Raw genomic sequence first — 17,399 nt, 5'->3', positions numbered from 1 at the left:
GCACCCCGGTCACTCCCGGCCCCGGTCGCTCACCTGGGGCGAGGGGGTGATCGTCGCCGCGGCCGTCGCCGTCGCCGTCGCCGGGAGCGACGCGGCGGAGGTGACCGGGCGGGGCCGTGGGCCGGCGGGGCCGCCCCGGGCGACGGTACCGGCCAGGACGACCAGCACGGCGCCGAGGGCGGCGGCGGTCAGCAGGGACCCGGTGGCCATCCAGGCCGCCCTGGTCCGCCGCCGGGCCCGCACCGCGGCCCGCAGGCGGCGACGGTGGCGGTCCTCGTAGGGTGTGTCGCGCCGGCTGTCCCGCATCAACCGGGCCAGTTCCCGCTCGAACTGATCCATCGTTCCTCCTCCGTCGTCGCGGACGGTACGGTCAGCAGCCCGCGCAGCCGGGCGACGCCGCGGGCCGTGAGGGAACGGGCGGTGCCGACCGGGCAGCCCAGCACCCGGGCGACGTCCCGCTCGGGCAGGTCCTGGTAGTAGCGCAGCACCACCGCGGCCCGCTGCCGCGCCGGCAGCAGCGCCAGCGCGGCCTCCAGGCGGGACCGTTCGTCCACGGCGGCGGTCTCGTCGCCCGCCCCGGGCGGTTCGGGCAGTTCCGCCACGGGCTGCTCGCCCCACCAGCGCCGCCGTGCCGACCGGGCGGCGGCGCGGGCGAGGACCTTGCGTACATACGCCTCGGGTGCCTGCTCGGCCACCCTCGGCCAGGCGAACCACAGCTTCACCAGGGCCTCCTGGAGCAGGTCCTCGGCCCGGTGCCGGTCCCCGCCGGTGAGCAGCCGCGCCAGGTGCAGCAGCGCGGGCCACCGGGCCGTCACGAAGCGGTCGAACGCCTGTGACGTCGACCGTTCATGAGCTTCTCGCCTCACACCTGTCCCCACGTCTCCTTGAAAGGCACCGGCACCGCCCGCCCTATGCGCTCCGCGGCCGTGTCGTGGATCACATGCCCCGGTGAGCCGTGCACGTGTGCCGGCACGTCCGCCCGCCGGACCCACGTCACCGGGAGGCGAGCATGCCGGACGGCACCGCTCCGGGCGGCGGGTCGGCGCACTCACCGCTCGCCGCCGCGCGATCGCCGAAGCGGGCGGAGTGTCGGCCGAGGGCTTCCCCTACGCTCCGCGGGCCTTGGGGATCGACGAGGAAGGCCGCGAGGTCCTCAGCTATGTCGACGGAGAGTCGGGGCCGCTGGGGTGGGCCGAAGTCGTGGAAGACGACGGCTTGACCGCCTTCGCCCGGCTGCTGCGCGAGTACCACGACGCAACCGCGTCTTTCACCCCGCCCGACAACGCCGCCTGGGCCGTCGGCACGACGGAGTCCACTGACGGTGAGGTGATCTGCCACGGTGACTTCGGCCCATGGAATGTGGTCTGGCAGGGACAGCAGCCGGTGGGCCTCATCGACTTCGACTTCGCTCGCCCGGCAGCACGCCTGCACGACATCGCCTACGCCCTGCAGTACGTGGCACCGTTCAGGGACGACACCGAGTGCACCCGTTGGCTCCGCTATCCGCAACCGCCCGACCGCCGTCGCCGCCTGCAACGGTTCTGCACCGCCTACGGCCTCCTCTCCACCGCCGACATCGTCGACGCCGTCATCCTCGAGCAGCGGGAGAACGCCGAACGAGTACGCCGGCTGGCCGATGCCGGGCACGAACCCCAGGCAACCTGGGCGGCCGACGGTTACCTGCAGGACCTCGAAGACAAGTTGGCATGGAGCCGAGCCCACCGGCACCTGTTTGAGTGACGTCTCACCTTTCCGCCGCCCACCCACGACCGAGCACCCTGGCACCGTCATGGGTGGTCCCAAATCACACCGCCTACCGGAGCCGCATCACGACGCCCGACCTGCACCATTCATCCACACCACGGGGCCGGCTGGCGTCGCCCTGCCGGGGCCGAAAGTGGACCGCTCAGCGGGAGGCGTTCTCCAGGCCGAGCGCGTCGAGGGCGTCGCGGAGCGCGGTGCGGGAGCTGATGCCGAGCTTGCGGTAGAGCTGGTAGAGGTGGGTGCCGATGGTGCGGTGGGACAGGAACAGCCGTTCGGCGATCTGCTTGTTGGTCAGGCCGGTGGCCGCCAGCCGGGCGATCTCCCTCTCCTGCGCCGTCAGCGGCACCGGGCCCGTGGCGTCCGGTGCGGTGTGACCGCTCGCGCGCAACTCGGTCCGGGTGCGGTCCGCCCACGGGCGTGCGTCCAGCTCCTCGAAGGTCTCCAGGGCCGCGATCAGGTGTCCGCGGGCCTCCTTCATGATGCGCCGGCGGCGCAGGCGTTCGCCGTAGAGGAGGCGTACGCGGGCGACGTCGAAGGGCCAGTGGCCGGGCTCGGCGAGGGCGAGGGCCCGGTCGAACACGGCGAAGGCGGCGTCGCCGGGGGTGGTCAGCGCCTCGGCGGCCAGGACCAGCAGGCGCAGCCGTGGCGACAGGTCGGCCATCGCGCTCTCCCGCATGGCGCGGGCGTGCGCGGCGGCCTCGGCGTCCCGGCCGGTGCGCACGGCCGCCTCGACCAGGTCCAGGCTCCCGGCCAGCGCCTGCGGCAGGTAGTGGGCCAGGGTGCCGGGGGTGCTCAGCGCGCAGGCGTGGCGGTAGGCGGCCTCGACGTCGCCGCGGCCGAGGGCGGCCAGGCCCCGGGCGTGGTCGGCGAGGGCCCGGATGCCGTGGGCGCCGCGGGGGGCCGCCCACCGGACGATGTCGTCGGCCAGTGCGGCGCCGGTCTCCGTGTCGCCCCGGGCGGCGGCCACGAGCGCCAGCACGAACCGGAACTTGCCGTCGAAGTACCGGTATCCGTGGTCCCGGCACAGGGCGAGGCCCTCCTCCGCCAGCCGTGCGGCCTCGTCCCAGTCGCAGGTGTGGAAGAGGTCCAGGCACAGGTGCATCAGGGCCGCCACCTGCCGGCGGACCGGCATGGTGCCGGCCCGGCCCTGTTCGACCAGGCGGTACGAGGCCCGCCGGGAGTCGGACAGCCGGTCGGCGTAGACCGAGCAGGTGCCGATGCGCACGATCCGGGTCGGGTCGTGACCGATGTCGTCCAGCAGTTCCCGCAGCAGGGGCAGTCCGCGCCGCCCCGTGCGCGCGGGGTCGGCGAAGGTCTGGACACACACCCACAGCAGGGCGGGCGGCTCGGGGGTCAGGCGGTCCAGCGCGCGCAGCAGCGGCCGCCACTTGTCCGGGTCGCCGCTGTACCAGCAGAGCAAGGTGAGGGTGAACAGGGCGTCGACGAGGGCGTCGTCGCCCGCGTCGTACCCGTGGTCGCCCGCCTCGAGCGCCCCGGTGAGCAGGCGGTGCGCGGTGTCGATGTCGCCCTCGCCGTTGACCAGGAGGAAGGCGGACGCCGCCACGGCGTGCAGCGACGCCCGTCCGCCCGGCTCCACCCGCCGCACCCCGGACAGCAGCCGTGGGACGCCGGCGAGCTCACCGCCGGCGTCGGCGCCGATGTAGGCGGCCTCGGCGAGCCGCCGGCCGGCGTCGGAGGCGGCGGGGCTCAGCTCGGCCGCCCGGGTCAGCGCGGCCACGGCGCCGAGGGCGTCCCCGCGGCCCAGGCGCAGCCGGGCGGCTCGTTCGAGCCGGGCCGCGACCGTCTCGTCCGGGTTCACCGTCGCCTCGCCGAGGTGGTGCGCGCTGCGCTCGGGGTGTTCGGTGAGGGCGTCGGCGAGGGCCAGGTGGGCCCGGCGGCGCTCGACGGCGGTGGCCTGGTCCACCACCGCGGCACCGATCAGGGGGTGCTGGAAGGACAGTCGCCGGGGCAGGGCGGATATCCGTACCAGGCGGTCGCGTTCGGCGTGTTCGAGGTCGTCGAGGCCGCACCGTCCGGCCGCCGCGTCGAGCGTGGCGAGGTCGCCCGTGCCGTCGAGCGCCGCCACGAGCAGCAGGTCCCGGGCGGGGGCGGGCAGCGCGCGCACCCGTGCGGCGAACAGTGCCTGGAGCCGCTCGGTCAGGGGCAGCACCGGCGGCATCGCCGCGCGTGCCGCGCGCTGGTCGGTGTCGAGCGCGGCGGGCAGCTCCGCCAGCGCCAGCGGGTTGCCCCGCGCCTCCTTGACGATGCGGCGTCTGACGGCGGGCGACATGCCGGGGTAGGCACGGGTGAGCAGCGTGGCGGCGCCGCCGTCGTCCAGCGGGCCCAGCCGGTGCTCGGTGAGACCTCCGGACTCGAAGAAGCCGGCGGTCCCGGTGCGGGAGGCGGCGACCAGGCCGATGGGGCTGCCGGTGACCCGCCGGGCGACGAAGCCGAGGACGGAGAGCGTGGCCCGGTCCAGCCACGGCACGTCGTCGACGACGAGGCACACCGGGGTGTCCTCGGCGGCCAGCCGCAGCAGCAGGACCGCGGTGGACGTCAGGAGCCGGCTGGGTGCCTCGCCGCCGCCGATGCCCACCGCCACGCGCAGCGCCTCGCGGTGGCCGGGCTCCAGCCGGGCGAAGGAGTCCAGCAGCGGCAGCAGGAGCTGGTTGAGGCCCGCGTAGGCGATGTCGGTCTCGAACTGCGAGCCGCTCGCCCGCAGCACCAGGGCGCCGTCGTCGCCGAGTTCTGCCGCCACCGCGTCGAGGAGCGCGGTCTTTCCCATCCCCGCCTCGCCCGTCAGCAGCAGGGCCGCGCCCCGCCCCCCGGCGCCGCTCAGGTGCGACCTCAGCAGCGCCAGGTCCTCGGTCCGTCCGATCAGTCCGGTCGGGCGGGGCCGGGCCGGGCCGTGCGGGTCGTTCATCGGGGTGTGGTCTCCCAGGACGTGTGGGGGCGCGGAGCCCGGGGTGTACGGCGCGCCCCGGGCCGGGCCGGCGCAGCGGCGCCGGCCCGGGGCGGCGATCGCGAGGGGGTGCTACAGGCCCAGGTCGAGGGCCAGGCACGAGTAGTGCTTCCACGAGTTCTCGGGCTGGTAGGCGTTGTCCCCGCCGCCCGGCACGGCTTCCACCTCCGCGGTCATGTCCTCGTAGCGGATCCGCTCGGGGAGCTTACCGAAGCGCGCGTGCCGGGCCGCCGCGTCGGCGTCCGCGGTGAGTTCGACCTTCATGAGCCTGCTCCACTTCGTCGGTCGTGGGCCGCGCCCCGTAGGGCGCGGGGGCGGTCGGCTTCAGCCTGCCCCACCGTGCGTCACCTGTCAAGCCGGTGACGCACTGCTCGCGGGGAGCTGTCCGGACGCCGCCGACTCCACGCGGCGGAGGGGACACTGCCGGCGGGCCGAGCGGGCCGAGCGGTGAGAGACCTCTCACAGTTTCGGGCGCCGGACACCGCAGTGAGCGGGCCTCGCACCCGCGCACACGTGTGTGTCTGTTTCCTCCGTCTCCACAAACATGGGTGGAGGTGCGACGATTCTGCGCGGCCTCGTCGCGACCGAACATGTCGTGACGTCGTCTCCTCCCACGGGAACCACACACACGAAAGGGTGGGTTGCAATGGTCACCTCCAGGACGAAGTTCCGTACCGCGGTCGCTGCCACGACCATGGCGGCGGCTCTGCTCGGCCTCGGCGCGGGGGCGGCGAACGCCGCCGACTGGCCCGCGTTGAAGGACGGCGCATACCTCTACACCGGTACCGACGGCAGCGGCGACGTCACCGAGGTGGACCTCGGGGACATCGGCACGTGCCACACCCAGGCGCAGTCGGTGCGCTCGATACAGGTCGTCAACGGCTCGGCGTCCGTGGTGCTGTACTCGGGCGCCGGCTGCACCGGTTCCTCCTGGGCCAGCGGCACCCTGGCCCAGAGCAACCTCCCGGTGGCGGAGCTGAGCTACCGGGTGGTCGCCGCCTGACATCCCCGGCAGCGCCTGACACCGTAGGCCCGGCCGCCGTCGTCGTCGCCTGCGGCGGCGGCGGGAAACGCCGCTCCGGCGGCAGGTGTCCGGGCCCGCCTGCCGTCGTCGGAGGTGCCTGCGCTTGGGACATGTTCCGCGTGCGGGGGCACCTGTTCCCTCGGCGGGGCGCTTGTTCCGCCGGCGGGGCACCTGTTCCCTCGGCGGGGCACCTGTTCCCTCGGCGGGGCGCCGGGAAGGTCAGACGGTGATCGTCTTGTACTCGGTGTAGGTGCCGAGGCCGACCGAGCCGTACTCGCGGCCGATGCCACTGGCCTTGAAGCCGCCGAACGGGCCGTCGAAGGCGACCGGGGCGCCGTTGACCGCGACGGTGCCGGTGCGCACGCGGCGGGCGACGGCCAGGGCGTGCTCCTCGTCGGCGGACCAGACCCCGCCGGACAGGCCGTACTCGGAGTCGTTGGCGATGCGGACGGCGTCATCCTCGTCGTCGTAGGCGATCACGACCAGGACCGGGCCGAAGATCTCCTCCTGGGCGATCCGCATGGAGTTGTCGACGTCGGCGAAGAGGGTGGGGGTGACGTAGTTGCCCTTCTCCAGGCCCTCGGGGATCTGCGGGCCGCCGGTGACGAGACGGGCGCCCTCCTCGATGCCGAGCCGGATGTAGTGGAGCACCCGCTCCTGCTGGTCGGGGCGGATCATCGGGCCGATGAAGGTGTCGGGGTCGTTCGGGTCGCCGACCTTCAGCGACTCGATCAGCTCCTTCAGACCGGCGACGACCTCCTCGTACCGGCTGCGCGGGGCGAGGATGCGGGTCTGGGCGATGCAGGACTCGGCGTTGTTGAGCAGGGAGCCGAACTTGACGCCCGCGACGGCCTTCTCGAGGTCGGCGTCGGGCAGGATGATCGTGGCGGACTTGCCGCCCAGCTCCAGGCTGACCCGCTTGAGCTGCTCCCCCGCGAGCGAGGCGATGCGGCGCCCGGCGCGGGTGGAGCCGGTGAAGGCGATCTTGTCGACGTCCGGGTGCTTGACCAGGTACTCGCTGGTCTCCCGGTCGGCGGGCAGGACGCTGACGACGCCCTCGGGCAGACCGACCCGCTCCAGCAGTTCCGCCAGGAATCCCATGCTCGGGGAGTTCTCCGGGGAGACCTTCAGGACGACGGAGTTGCCGGCGACCAGCGCCGGGATGATCTTCGAGGTGGCGGAGGAGAAGGGCGAGTTCCACGGGATGACGGCGGCGACCACGCCGACCGCCTCACGGCGCACCACGCTGCGCACCGGGGAGGCCGGGTCGGACGGGGCGAGCGTCTCCTCCCAGGCGAACTCCTCCGCGGCCTTCAGGTAGGCGTCGGCCTGGCGGGTCAGTCCGGGCTGTCCGGCGCGGGTGAACCAGCCGGCCGAGCCGTTCTCCAGGGTGATCAGGGCGGCGATCTTCTCCGCGTTCTCCTCGCGCAGCGCGTTGAACCGGCGCAGCAGCGCGATCCGCTCGGCCGGCGGGGTCAGCCGCCACGCGCCCTCGTCGAAGGACGTGCGGGCCGCGGCGACCGCGCGGTCGATGTCGGCGGGCCGCGCCTGGGCGGCACGGGCGATCACCGACCGGTCGTGCGGGGAGGTGATGTCGAGCAGGTCCGCGTCGCTGGGCTCGACCCAGGAGCCACCGATGAAGAGCCGGTCGTAGGTGATCACGCGCTTTCTCCTGTTCCGCTGTTCCGCCCACTTAACTGTCACTTCAATGTAGCACTTAATATTTCTACGTGCACACACGAGGGGAGGGAGAAGGGTGATGCGCCTCGCCAGCGGTACGTAGATCGCCGCCGCGGCAGGTGCGGCACCCTCTCTGGCGTCACCTGCTGGACAGGTGACGCCATCCTGTGCGAGGGTCACCGTGCCACAGCGGCCCCGGTGTCCCCCGACAGGTGTGAGGGCCGCTCCGGGCACACGAGCCGGTCACCGGACAACGCACGACGGAAGGTTCGACATGATCGACAGGCGTACTTTCAGCAAGGCCGTCGGCCTGGGCACCGGCGCGGCCGCGGTCTCGCTGTCGGGCCCCGGGACCGACGCGTTCGCGTCCACCGGCTCGGACCGTCCGGCCGACGGCTCGCGGGTTCCCACCGTGGCGGCCGTCACCCCGGGCACCCACACCTCCTTCAGCGAGCTCAAGCAGGTCAAGGCGGGCGTCCTGAACGTCGGTTACGCCGAGGCCGGCCCCGCACACGGACCCGTCGTCGTGCTGCTGCACGGCTGGCCGTACGACATCCACAGCTACGTCGACGTCGCCCCGCTCCTCGCCGGCCTGGGCTACCGCGTCATCGTCCCCTACCTGCGCGGGCACGGCAGCACCAGCTTCCTGTCGCACCGCACCCCGCGCACCGCCGAGCAGTCCGCCATCGCGCTGGACGTCATCGCCCTGATGGACGCCCTGAAGATCGACAAGGCCGTGCTGGCCGGCTTCGACTGGGGCTCGCGCACCGCCGACGTCATCGCCGCCCTGTGGCCGGAGCGGGTCAAGTCCCTGGTTTCCACGAGCGGTTACCTCATCACCGACCGCAAGGCGCAGCTCGCGCCCGCCGCCCCGGCCGTCGAGCACACATGGTGGTACCAGTGGTACTTCGCCACCCCCCGCGGCAAGGCGGCCATGGAGGCCGAGGACAGCCGTCTCGCGCTGTGCCGCCACGTGTGGACCCTGGTCTCCCCCAACTGGGACTTCGACGACGCCACGTACGACCGCACCGCCGAAGCGTTCAAGAACCCCGACTACGCGGCCATCGTGCTGTTCAACTACCGCTGGCGCATCGGCCTGGTCGACACCGACCACCGGTACGCGCGGCACGAGAAGCTGCTCGCCGCGCAGCCCTCCATCGGCGTTCCCACCGTCACCCTCGACGCCGCCCTCGACCCCTTCACCGCACCCGGTGACGGCTCGGCCTACCGCAACCACTTCACCGGCCCGTACGCGCACCGCACGATCCAGAACATCGGCCACAACCTGCCGCAGGAGGCGCCCACCGCCTTCGCCCAGGCCGTGGTCGACGCCGACCACCTCTGAGCCCGCACGCGCACCCGTGCCCGCGGTCGGCCCGGGGATCTCGTTCTCCGGGCCGTTCCGCTCCCCCGGCAGCACGGACCCCGTCTGCCGAGACCTGCCGTTCATCAACGGTGTGAGGGACGACCGTGTCCAGGGACATGGGGTGACCGGACTCCCCTGACAGCGAACAGGTGTGTCCGCTGATGTGTCTGCTGGTGTGTCCACGGTGTCCACTGGCACGGCGGACGGTGTAGGTTGCCCCAAGAATTCGTGTCCCTCGGTGCGCCCGGCACCGAGGTGTGACGCAGAACCGGCGGAACCACGCCGGACAGGGACCGGAGCATCGATGAGATCGGACGCACGCTGCAACCGGCTGCGCATCCTGGAAGCGGCGGCCGAGGTGCTCGCCGCGTCCGGTGACGTCTCCTTGAAGTCCATCGCGCGCCGGGCGGGCGTGGGCCAGGGGACGCTCTACCGGCACTTCCCCAGCAGAGAGGCCCTGGTGTTCCAGGTGTACGGGGAGGAGGTGGACGGGCTGGTGACCGCCGTACCCGTACTCCTGGGCGGCCTGCCCCCGCGGCTCGCGCTGCGCGTGTGGCTGGAGCGCCTGCTGGACGTCGGCCGGTGCTTCCCCGAGTTCGCGAACGCCATGAGCCTGGTCACCGGCGCCCCGGCCGAGCACTGCGTCGAGGCGTACCGGCCGCTCCTGGGGGCCCTGTCGACGCTGGTGAGCGTCAACGAGGCGGCCGGGACCATCTCTTCGGGGACGACCGCCGAGGACGTGCTGCTGCTGCTCGGTCCGCTGTGGCACGTCGAAGCCAGGGCCGAGGACCGGGCGAGGTCGGACCGGCTGTTCGAGACGCTGCTGCGGGGCCTCTGCCCATCCGCCACCGCACGGGAGGCGCCGGCGGGCGCGGCGCCGTGACGGCGGGGGCGGCGCCGTGACGGCGGGCGCGGCGCCGTGACGGCGGGCGGCGGGCAGCGGGCGGCAGTCACGGCAGTCACGGCAGGGGAACCCCCGCGCCCGCGCGGCCGTTTCGGGGCCGCGTCCCGTCACCGGCCCGTCACCGGCCTGGGACCGGTGACGGGACGGGGACGTCTCCCGAGGCTCAGGCGGGCGTGATGTTGTGGTTGAACCGGAAGACGTTGGCCGGGTCGTACACCGTCTTCACCGCGGCCAGCCGGTCGTACCGCTCCGGCCCGTACACCTGGCGCACCCCCTCGGCGTCGGTCGCCTCGTCCGGGGAGAGGAAGTTGACCATGTTCCGCTGCGCCGCCCAGGGCGACAGGCCGTCCATGACCCTTCCCAGCTCGCCCCGGAGCCGCGCCGCCATGTCCGGGGCGCCCACCGCGAACCCGAAGACGACGTAGGGCAGGCCCCGGCTCGACACCGCGTTGGGCACCGCCGGTTCCCGGTCGAAGGCACCGCCGAGCGCGCGGATCTCGACGTTGGCGAGGGTGCAGCCCGACTCCGGGCCCGTCAGGTCGACGAACGCCTCCAGCGCCTTCTCGTCGAACTCCTCCAGGCAGACGCTGCGGTCGAAGTACGGCATCGGGTCCACCGGGTCCATGTGGATCTCCCCGATGGCGGTGAACGGCTTCTCCCCCACCAGGTCGAGCAGCGCCGGCGCGGACGCCCGCAGCGGCGCGAGCAGTTCCGCCCCCTGCTCGGCCGGTCCCAGGTAGCCGACCCGCAGGTGGACCACGAAGGCACCGCGCAGCGGCTCGGGCAGCACCGGCACGTCGGGGAGGCGCTGGACGCCGAGGGAGGACGTCATGTCCTCCCCCATCCTCGGCAGCCAGGCGCGCCAGGCCTGGAGCACGTCGGCCAGGTGCTCGCCCGGGAAGTAGATGCCGCCGCCGTAGAAGCGGGTGACCGGGAAGACGTCGAACTCGATCTCGGTGACGACGCCGAAGTTGCCCTTGCCGCCGCGCACCGCCCAGAACAGGTCGGGCTCGCTCTCTGCGGTCACCCGGCGCAACTCCCCGTCCGCCGTGACCAGGTTCACCCGGCGCACATGGTCGGCGGCGTAGCCCAGGCTGCGGCCGAGCAGCGGGCTCTGGCCGCCGCCGAGGGTGTAGCCGACGACACCGACGTCCGGCGCCGAACCCACGATCGGGGCCAGCCCGTGTTCCGCGGCGCGCGGTATGACATCGGTCCAGCGCACACCCGGCTCGGCCCGTACGGTGCGCTCGCGCTCGTCCACGACGAGGCCCCGCATCCGCCCCGTCGTGATCAGCAGCCCGCCCTCGGCGGCCAGGACCACCTGGTGGGCCGCGGACTTCACCGCGACGCCCAGGCCGTGCCGCCCGGCGAACCGGACGGCCTCCACCACATCCTGCTCACTGGTCGCCCCGACCACGACGGCTGGCCGGAAACCGCAGGTCAGGTTGTAGGTGGCGCATTCCTCGCCATAGCCTTCGGCCCCCGGCTCCAGCACCGGTCCCGCGACGGACCGCCGCAGCGCGGCGACGTCCTCCGCCGCGAGCTTCCCGTTCGTCCCGTCACGTCTGTCCACACTCACGCTGTCACGACCCTCACTCACACCTGTGGCCCACCGTCCGTCCCGTTGCGACGAGTGCGGCGAACCCTGACGCTCCTGACACGAGCCGGACCTCCTGTGTCGTTCACGGCGTTCCCGTCGTTCACGGCGTTCCCGTCGTTCACGGCCAGCTGTGTCTGTCCGTGAACGGGCCGGCCGTGTCCGTACGGGCGCCTGCGGTCCCGACGGACCGGCAGGAGCGGAACCTGGACGTCCTTCGCGTCGCGGTGATTGCATGGGCCGCACGGAGCCGGGTGCGGGCGCACACAGCCAGGTCGGCGCGGTAGACCGGACCTCGGTACGTGGGCCGTTGGAGGCAGTGCGATGAGTGACCTGGACGCGACGGGCCGCCCGGCCGCGACCCGGCTGGTCGGCCGGGACGAGGACCTCGCGTACATCCGGTCCTTCCTCACCGACTCCCGGGTCCACGGGGCGGCGCTGCTGCTCAGGGGCGAGGCCGGGGTGGGTAAGACCGCGGTCCTGGACGCGGTGGCCGGGGGCGCCGTGCACCGGGGGATACGGGTGCTGCGCGCGAACGGCGTGCAGTTCGAGGCGGACATCGGCTACGCCGGTCTCAACCAGCTCCTCGTGCCCCTCTTCGACGAGTTCGACGCCCTGGACACCGTCCACCGCGACGCCCTGCGCGTCGCGGTCGGCATCGGCAGCGGCCCGGTGCCGGATCGTCTGCTGACGTCCACCGCGGTCCTCCTGCTGCTGCGGCTCATCGCGGACCGGACGCCGCTGCTGATCGTCGTCGACGACCTGCCGTGGCTGGACCGGGCGACCAACGCCGTCCTCGGCTTCGTCGCCCGGCGGCTCGTCGGCAGCCGGATCGGCTTCCTCGCCGCCTCCCGCGAGGGCACCGACAGCTTCTTCGAGTCCAGCGGCCTGACCGAACACCGGCTCGGACCGCTGGACGACACCTCGTCCGCGGAACTGCTCGCCCTGGCCCACCCCGACGTCTCCCCCGCCGTGCGGCGCCGCATCACCTCCGAGGCGCGCGGCAATCCACTGGCACTGGTGGAACTGCCGAGGGCGCTCTCCGCCGAGCAGCGCACGACACTGGCGGCGGTGCCCTCCGTACTGCCGCTGAGCGAGCGGCTCCAGGCCCTGTTCGCCTCCCGGGTGGCCGGGCTCTCCGACCGCTGCCGGGAGCTGCTGCTGATCGCCGCCCTGGACGGCACCGGTGATCTGGCCACGATCGAGGCCGCCGGGGCGGGCCGGGCCGCCGTGGACGACCTCGCCCCCGCCGAGCGGGACCGGCTGGTCACGATCTCCGCCGACAACCGGCGGCTGTCCTTCCGGCATCCGCTGATCGGTTCCGCGGTGGTGGAGCTGGCGACGGCAGCGCACCGCAGACGGGCCCATCAGGCGCTCGCCGAGGTGCTGGAGGAGCAGCCGGAGCGCCGCGCCTGGCACCTGGGCGAGGCCGCCGTGGGCCCGGACGAGACGGTCGCGGCGCTGTTGGAGGAGGCCGCGCGCCGCCGGCTGCGGCGCGGGGACGCGCTCGGCGCGGTGGCGGCGCTGACCCGGGCCGCGGGTCTCAGCCCCGTACCCGCGGACGAGAGCAGGCGGCTGGCCGAGGCGGCCTACGTCGGTGTGGACTCCGGCGGTGAACTGGAGGACGCCTCCCGGCTGCTGGCCCGGCTGGCGCTCCCCGAGAGCGGCGAGACGTCGCTGCACGCGGCGGCCGCGTCGGCGTTCCTGCTGATCAACCAGGACGGGGACATCGACACCGCGTACCGGCTGCTGGTCGGCGCGATCGAGTCCGGGGAGCACGGCTGGGACGCCGGGGACGCCGCGCTCGTGGAGGCGCTGCACCTGCTGGTCCTGCTGTGCTGGTACGGCGGCGAACCCCGCATGTGGCAGCCGTTGCTGACGTTCCTGGACCGGCTGACCCCCGGGACACCCGATCTGCTCTGGGTGATCATCCGGACGTTCGGCGACCCGGCGCGCACCGGGCCCGAGGCGCTGCCCCGGCTCGCGGAACTGACGGCCACCGTGGGCGACGATCCGACCCGGGTGATCCGGGTGGGCACCGCAGCGGTCTTCGCGGACCGGCTCGGCGACTTCCGCTGGGCCACCCGCCGCCTGGTCGAGCAGGGCCGGGCCGGTGCGGCGCCCGTCCGCCGTCATCTGGGCGCGCTGATGCACCTCGGCCTGGACTACTTCCACCTGGGCCGGTGGGAGGACGCCGCGGATCTGGCCGACGAGGGTCTGGCCCTGTGCGAGAACCACGACTACCGGTTCTTCGCCTGGTACTTCCACTACGTCCGGGCGGCCGTGGCCGCGGTGCGCGGCGACGCGGAGAGCAGTGACGCGCTGACCGAGGAGATCTTCCGGTGGGCGACCCCGCGCGGGGCCCTCGGCGCGCGGTTCTTCGCCGGTCACGCCCGGGCGCTCACGGCCCTGGGCCGGGGTGATTTCCAGACCGCCTACCGGCACGCCTGCACGCTCAACGAGCCGGGCACCATCGCCCCGTTCGTCCCCATCGCCATGTGGGGCGCGCTGGACCTGGTCGAGGCGGCCGTACGGACCGGCCGGGAGGAGGAGGCGGTCGCCCACGCGGCGGCGATGCGCGCCTCCGCGATGGCCGAGCTGTCCCCCCGGCTGGAACTGTCCGTCCTGACCGCCGAGGCGCTGACCACGCCCGGGGAGGAGTCCGTCGCCCTGTTCGAACAGGCGCTGGCCCTGCCCGGACCAGAGCGCTGGCCGTTCGACGCGGCGCGGACCCGCCTCTTCCACGGTGAGCGGCTGCGGCGGCTGCGGGCCACGTCGCAGGCCCGGGAGCAACTGGCGCTGGCGCTGAAGGGTTTCCAGCAGCTCGGGGCGCGGCCCTGGGTGACGCGTACGGCGGCCGAGCTGCGGGCGAGCGGGCAGTCCGCGCCGGCCGCCGCCCGGCCGGGGTCCGCCGCGCTGACCGCGCAGGAACTGCAGATCGCCACCCTCGCGGCGACCGGCCTGACGAACAAGCAGATCGCCGAGCGGCTGTTCCTGTCGCACCGCACCATCGGCACGCACCTGTACCAGATCTACCCCAAGCTGGGCATCACCTCGCGGGCCGCGCTGCGGGACGCGCTCTCCGCGCTCTCCGCTCCCGACACGTCCGAGGGCGGCTGACGAGCGCCAGTCATTTGACGTATGTACCGGCCCGCGGCCGCCCGCACAGTGGACGCGCGGGGTCACCTTCCCCGACGCGCACCACGAGAGGGGAGCCGGATGCACGGCGCCTCGGACAGCCACCCGGACATCCACTGGCCGTCCGGCTTCTCGCCCGGTCACGCCCACAGCTTCTGTCAGGCGCGGGTCGTCGTGAACGCCCCGCCCGCCACGGTGTTCGCTCTGCTCACCGACGTGGCCCGGTGGCCGCAGTGGGTGCCGGGGGTGACCGGGGCCCGGCCGGGGACGCTGGACGGGTCCTTCCTGGTCCGGTTCCACGGCCACGAGTTCGAGGTGTTCCTCGGCCAGCGGGTGGCACCGCACCGGCTCGGCTGGTCGGGCGTGGGTGCCGGAGTGCAGCTCTACCAGGCATGGCTGCTCACCGAGGTCGAGGGCGGCACCCAGGTGGTGACCGAGAACGTCGTACGGGGATCGGCGGCCCGGACCATCGACGCGCGGTCGCCGCTGTGGGCGCGCCGCCCGCACGCCCTGTGGCTCGCGCAGCTCAGGCGGCTGTCGGAGAACGCCCCGGGCTAGCCCGTTCCCGCACCGGCGGCCGGCCTCCCGCACGGGGGCCTCCCGCCCGGGACCGGCCGGTCGGGCGGGGTGGCGCGGTGGCTCAGGCGGCCGGTGACGACATCGACTCACCTCTCTTACCATCTCACACTACCGGCACTAAATGACTCATCTGTCACGTCTAAGTGACACTTACAGTCGAGGACTTCACCTCCGAGAGGCACTAGATGTCTCAGCGAGCACACGGCGCGACTAGAGTGCACAGACGTGAGAGCCGACGCAGCACGTAATCTCGAAGCCGTCCTGACCACCGGAGCGCGCATGCTCGCCGCCGACCCCGGCGCGAGCATCGCGAGCATCGCCGCCGAGGCGGGTGTGGACCGGCGTACCGTCTACCGGCGCTTCGCCTCCCGCGAGGACCTGCTCGCCGCGATCCACGCGTCCCGCCTGGCGGCCATCGAGAAGGCCATCGAGGACGCCCGGCTGCGCGAGGCACCCGTCCCCGTCGCCCTGCACCGCTACGTCGAGAACATCATCGCGGTCAACCGCACCTGGCCGGTCGACCTCACCCGCATGCTCGCCGACGACGAGGTGCGCGCCCGCCGTGACGCCTCCGCCCACGAGGTCGACGTCTTCCTCGACCGCGCCACCGCCGAAGGGTTCCTGCGCCCCGGCCTCCCCGAGGGATGGGTGAGCGCCCTGCTGCCCCAGCTCATGCACCTGGTCTCCCGGCAGCTGCCCGGCCTGAGCCCGGCCCGAGCGGCGGACGTCGTCGTCGACACGTTGCTGCACGGCATCGGCGCCCCCTGACGCGAGGGCCCCGGCGTGCACCCGCCGCAGCGACGGCCGGACCCTGACCCGTCAGGGCTCCGCCGGCATGGCAACCGCCCTGCGCGGTCGGGTCCCGGCCCCATGATCCGGATGCCGTCCCACGCGTCGGGCGCCGTGACGGCGTCCGTCGGCTCGCCCGGGTGCCGAACACCTCGCTGCGGCTCCCGGCGCGCTCACGCGAACTGATGATCCTCATCGTGGCCCGCAGTGGTCGCCCCCGCAGGCCGGTCAGCCGCGGCGGACGCCCTCGATGAAACGGCCGGCCAGGTCGACCCGTTCGGACAGGGTCGCGGGGGTCTGCCCGAAGTCCACGAACAGTTCGTGGACGCCCGCCTCGGCGGCGGCCCGCGCGTAGTCGACGTACTGCCCGAGCGTGCCCGCCCAGGGCATCCGCGCGGCGTCGGTCCGCACATCCGTCAGCTCCGGGTTGACGCGCAGCGCCATGCGCAGGGCGGACGGGTCACGGTCCGCCTCGGCCGCCTCCTTCAGCACCACGTCCCACATGCCGAGGAGCCGGGGCAGCGGCAGCGCCACGGGCAGCCAGCCGTCGAGCCGTCGGCCGATCCGCCGCAGCCCGCGGGGCGTGAACGCCGCGAGCAGCAGCGGCGGTCCGGGCCGCCGGCACGGCTTGAGGCCCACCACCGTCTCCGGGATGGTGAACAGCGGTCCCTCGTGGGAGAAAACATCGTTGGCCCAGTACTCCCGCAGGACCTGGAGCGTCTCGTCGAGCCGGGCGCCCCGGCCCTTCCACGGTACGGAGACCGCGGTGTACTCGTCGGGCATCCAGCCCAGTCCGAGGCCCACGGTCAGGCGGCCCCGGCTGAGCAGGTCCAGGGTGGTCAGCGAACGGGCCAGCATGAGCGGTGGCTGCCACAGGCCGTTGAGCGTGCTGGTACCCAGGTGGACGCGGGTCGTGTGGGACGCGGCGAACGTCAGGGCGACCAGCGGGTCCATGTGGTTCTCGTAGGCGCGCGGCATCTGGCCGTCGCCGCTCGGGTAGGGCGCTCCGGGGACGAGCGGGGCGAGGACCCGGTCGCCCGTCCACAGGGAGTCGTACCCCGTCTCCTCCGCGGTGCGGCACACCGTCAGGATGCCTTCCGGGTGTGCGTCTGGACCGAAGGTCGGCAGGGCCAGGCCGAGTTTCACGGGTGTCTCCTCATTTGGTGTTCCGGTCCGGTTCCCTGCCGGTCGGCAATGTGCCCGGCAGGTCCGCCGGGTTCCTCCGGGGCGGCGACCGTCCGGGCGGGGTCCACGGCGTGCTCGGTGGCGAAAGCGCCGGCAGCACCAAGGCGTCGCGGTCCCGCGCGCTCGACCAAGGCCGGCGCGGCGGGCGGCAGGGAGGTCGTCAGCCCACCACCGACGTCAAGGACGAGGTCCCCGCGGTGCTGGGTCATGCGCACACTTTAGGAGGCGTTCGAAACCTTCCTGGCACCGGGTCGTATGTTTCTCGCCGCACGGCATGTCATGAAGGGTGTCTCAGGTTCCCACGACGGAGGTGTGAACCCGACGGCAGGGTGACGACGTTGTCCTGGTGAGGGGCTCCAGCCGCCACGGCGACGGCGGCGGAGCCCCGCCCGTTCCTGCCCGGCCGGCCAC

14 protein-coding genes are annotated in these 17,399 nt (G+C 73.5%); 7 read left to right on the top strand and 7 right to left on the bottom strand.

Features of this window, described 5'->3' with window-relative positions; all coding sequences use genetic code 11:
• Positions 1–9: 9 nt before the first annotated feature.
• Positions 10–339, bottom strand: coding sequence for a hypothetical protein (locus tag ACIP67_RS30550; RefSeq protein ID WP_401696126.1), 330 nt, complete (start codon positions 337–339; stop codon positions 10–12).
• Positions 306–866: a SigE family RNA polymerase sigma factor gene (locus tag ACIP67_RS30545; protein ID WP_401696125.1), complete on the bottom strand. Its 561-nt coding sequence runs from the start codon at positions 864–866 to the stop codon at positions 306–308. The genes ACIP67_RS30550 and ACIP67_RS30545 overlap by 34 nt, the downstream gene beginning before the upstream one ends.
• A 256-nt stretch (positions 867–1,122) precedes the next feature.
• On the opposite strand from ACIP67_RS30545, the gene ACIP67_RS30540 reads away from it, so the two are divergent.
• Positions 1,123–1,740: a phosphotransferase gene (locus ACIP67_RS30540; protein ID WP_401696124.1), complete on the top strand. Its 618-nt coding sequence runs from the start codon at positions 1,123–1,125 to the stop codon at positions 1,738–1,740.
• A gap of 166 nt (positions 1,741–1,906) precedes the next feature.
• Here ACIP67_RS30540 and ACIP67_RS30535 read toward each other — a convergent pair whose 3' ends face one another.
• Both ACIP67_RS30535 and ACIP67_RS30530 read right to left on the bottom strand, forming a co-directional pair.
• Positions 1,907–4,687, bottom strand: a complete 2,781-nt coding sequence (locus ACIP67_RS30535) for an ATP-binding protein (protein ID WP_401696123.1) — start codon at positions 4,685–4,687, stop codon at positions 1,907–1,909.
• A 111-nt stretch (positions 4,688–4,798) separates the two neighbouring features.
• Positions 4,799–4,990 (bottom strand): hypothetical protein, encoded by a 192-nt coding sequence (locus ACIP67_RS30530; RefSeq protein WP_401696122.1) that lies wholly within the window; start codon positions 4,988–4,990, stop codon positions 4,799–4,801.
• Positions 4,991–5,372: 382 nt separating this feature from the next.
• Here ACIP67_RS30530 and ACIP67_RS30525 point away from each other — a divergent pair, with 382 nt between their 5' ends.
• The gene (locus tag ACIP67_RS30525) at positions 5,373–5,729 is read left to right on the top strand and encodes a hypothetical protein (RefSeq protein WP_401696121.1); all 357 of its coding nucleotides are present in this window, start codon (positions 5,373–5,375) and stop codon (positions 5,727–5,729) included.
• A 240-nt stretch (positions 5,730–5,969) separates the two neighbouring features.
• Here the strand turns inward: ACIP67_RS30525 and ACIP67_RS30520 are convergent, their stop codons facing one another.
• Positions 5,970–7,412, bottom strand: coding sequence for an aldehyde dehydrogenase (locus tag ACIP67_RS30520; RefSeq protein WP_401696120.1), 1,443 nt, complete (start codon positions 7,410–7,412; stop codon positions 5,970–5,972).
• Positions 7,413–7,704: 292 nt separating this feature from the next.
• Here ACIP67_RS30520 and ACIP67_RS30515 point away from each other — a divergent pair, with 292 nt between their 5' ends.
• Positions 7,705–8,775, top strand: a complete 1,071-nt coding sequence (locus ACIP67_RS30515) for an alpha/beta fold hydrolase (protein WP_401696119.1) — start codon at positions 7,705–7,707, stop codon at positions 8,773–8,775.
• 325 nt (positions 8,776–9,100) lie between these two features.
• On the top strand, positions 9,101–9,679 hold the full coding sequence (locus tag ACIP67_RS30510) for a TetR/AcrR family transcriptional regulator (protein ID WP_401696118.1): 579 nt from the start codon (positions 9,101–9,103) through the stop codon (positions 9,677–9,679).
• 184 nt (positions 9,680–9,863) lie between these two features.
• On the opposite strand, the gene ACIP67_RS30505 is transcribed toward ACIP67_RS30510, so the two are convergent.
• Entirely contained in the window at positions 9,864–11,279 is a 1,416-nt protein-coding gene (locus tag ACIP67_RS30505; RefSeq protein WP_401696117.1) for an FAD-binding protein, read from the bottom strand.
• A 342-nt stretch (positions 11,280–11,621) separates the two neighbouring features.
• On the opposite strand from ACIP67_RS30505, the gene ACIP67_RS30500 reads away from it, so the two are divergent.
• The 3 genes from ACIP67_RS30500 (at position 11,622) to ACIP67_RS30490 (ending at position 15,782) form a co-directional block, all read left to right on the top strand.
• Complete coding sequence (locus tag ACIP67_RS30500) at positions 11,622–14,417, top strand: ATP-binding protein (RefSeq protein ID WP_401696116.1); 2,796 nt, start codon at positions 11,622–11,624, stop codon at positions 14,415–14,417.
• A 99-nt stretch (positions 14,418–14,516) separates the two neighbouring features.
• Entirely contained in the window at positions 14,517–14,993 is a 477-nt protein-coding gene (locus ACIP67_RS30495; protein ID WP_401696115.1) for an SRPBCC family protein, read from the top strand.
• Between the two features lie 300 nt (positions 14,994–15,293).
• The gene (locus ACIP67_RS30490; RefSeq protein WP_401696266.1) at positions 15,294–15,782 is read left to right on the top strand and encodes a TetR/AcrR family transcriptional regulator; all 489 of its coding nucleotides are present in this window, start codon (positions 15,294–15,296) and stop codon (positions 15,780–15,782) included.
• A 249-nt stretch (positions 15,783–16,031) separates the two neighbouring features.
• On the opposite strand, the gene ACIP67_RS30485 is transcribed toward ACIP67_RS30490, so the two are convergent.
• Positions 16,032–16,949 carry a TIGR03619 family F420-dependent LLM class oxidoreductase gene (locus ACIP67_RS30485; RefSeq protein ID WP_401696114.1) on the bottom strand — a complete coding sequence of 306 codons (918 nt, stop codon included), beginning with the start codon at positions 16,947–16,949 and terminating at the stop codon, positions 16,032–16,034.
• Between the last annotated feature and the right edge of the window lie 450 nt (positions 16,950–17,399).

It is taken from the genome of Streptomyces sp. NPDC088812 (assembly GCF_044750285.1).
Lineage (GTDB): Bacteria > Actinomycetota > Actinomycetes > Streptomycetales > Streptomycetaceae > Streptomyces.
The sequence above is the reverse complement of the archived record's forward strand: the minus strand, read 5'-3'. Positions and strand labels throughout refer to the sequence as shown.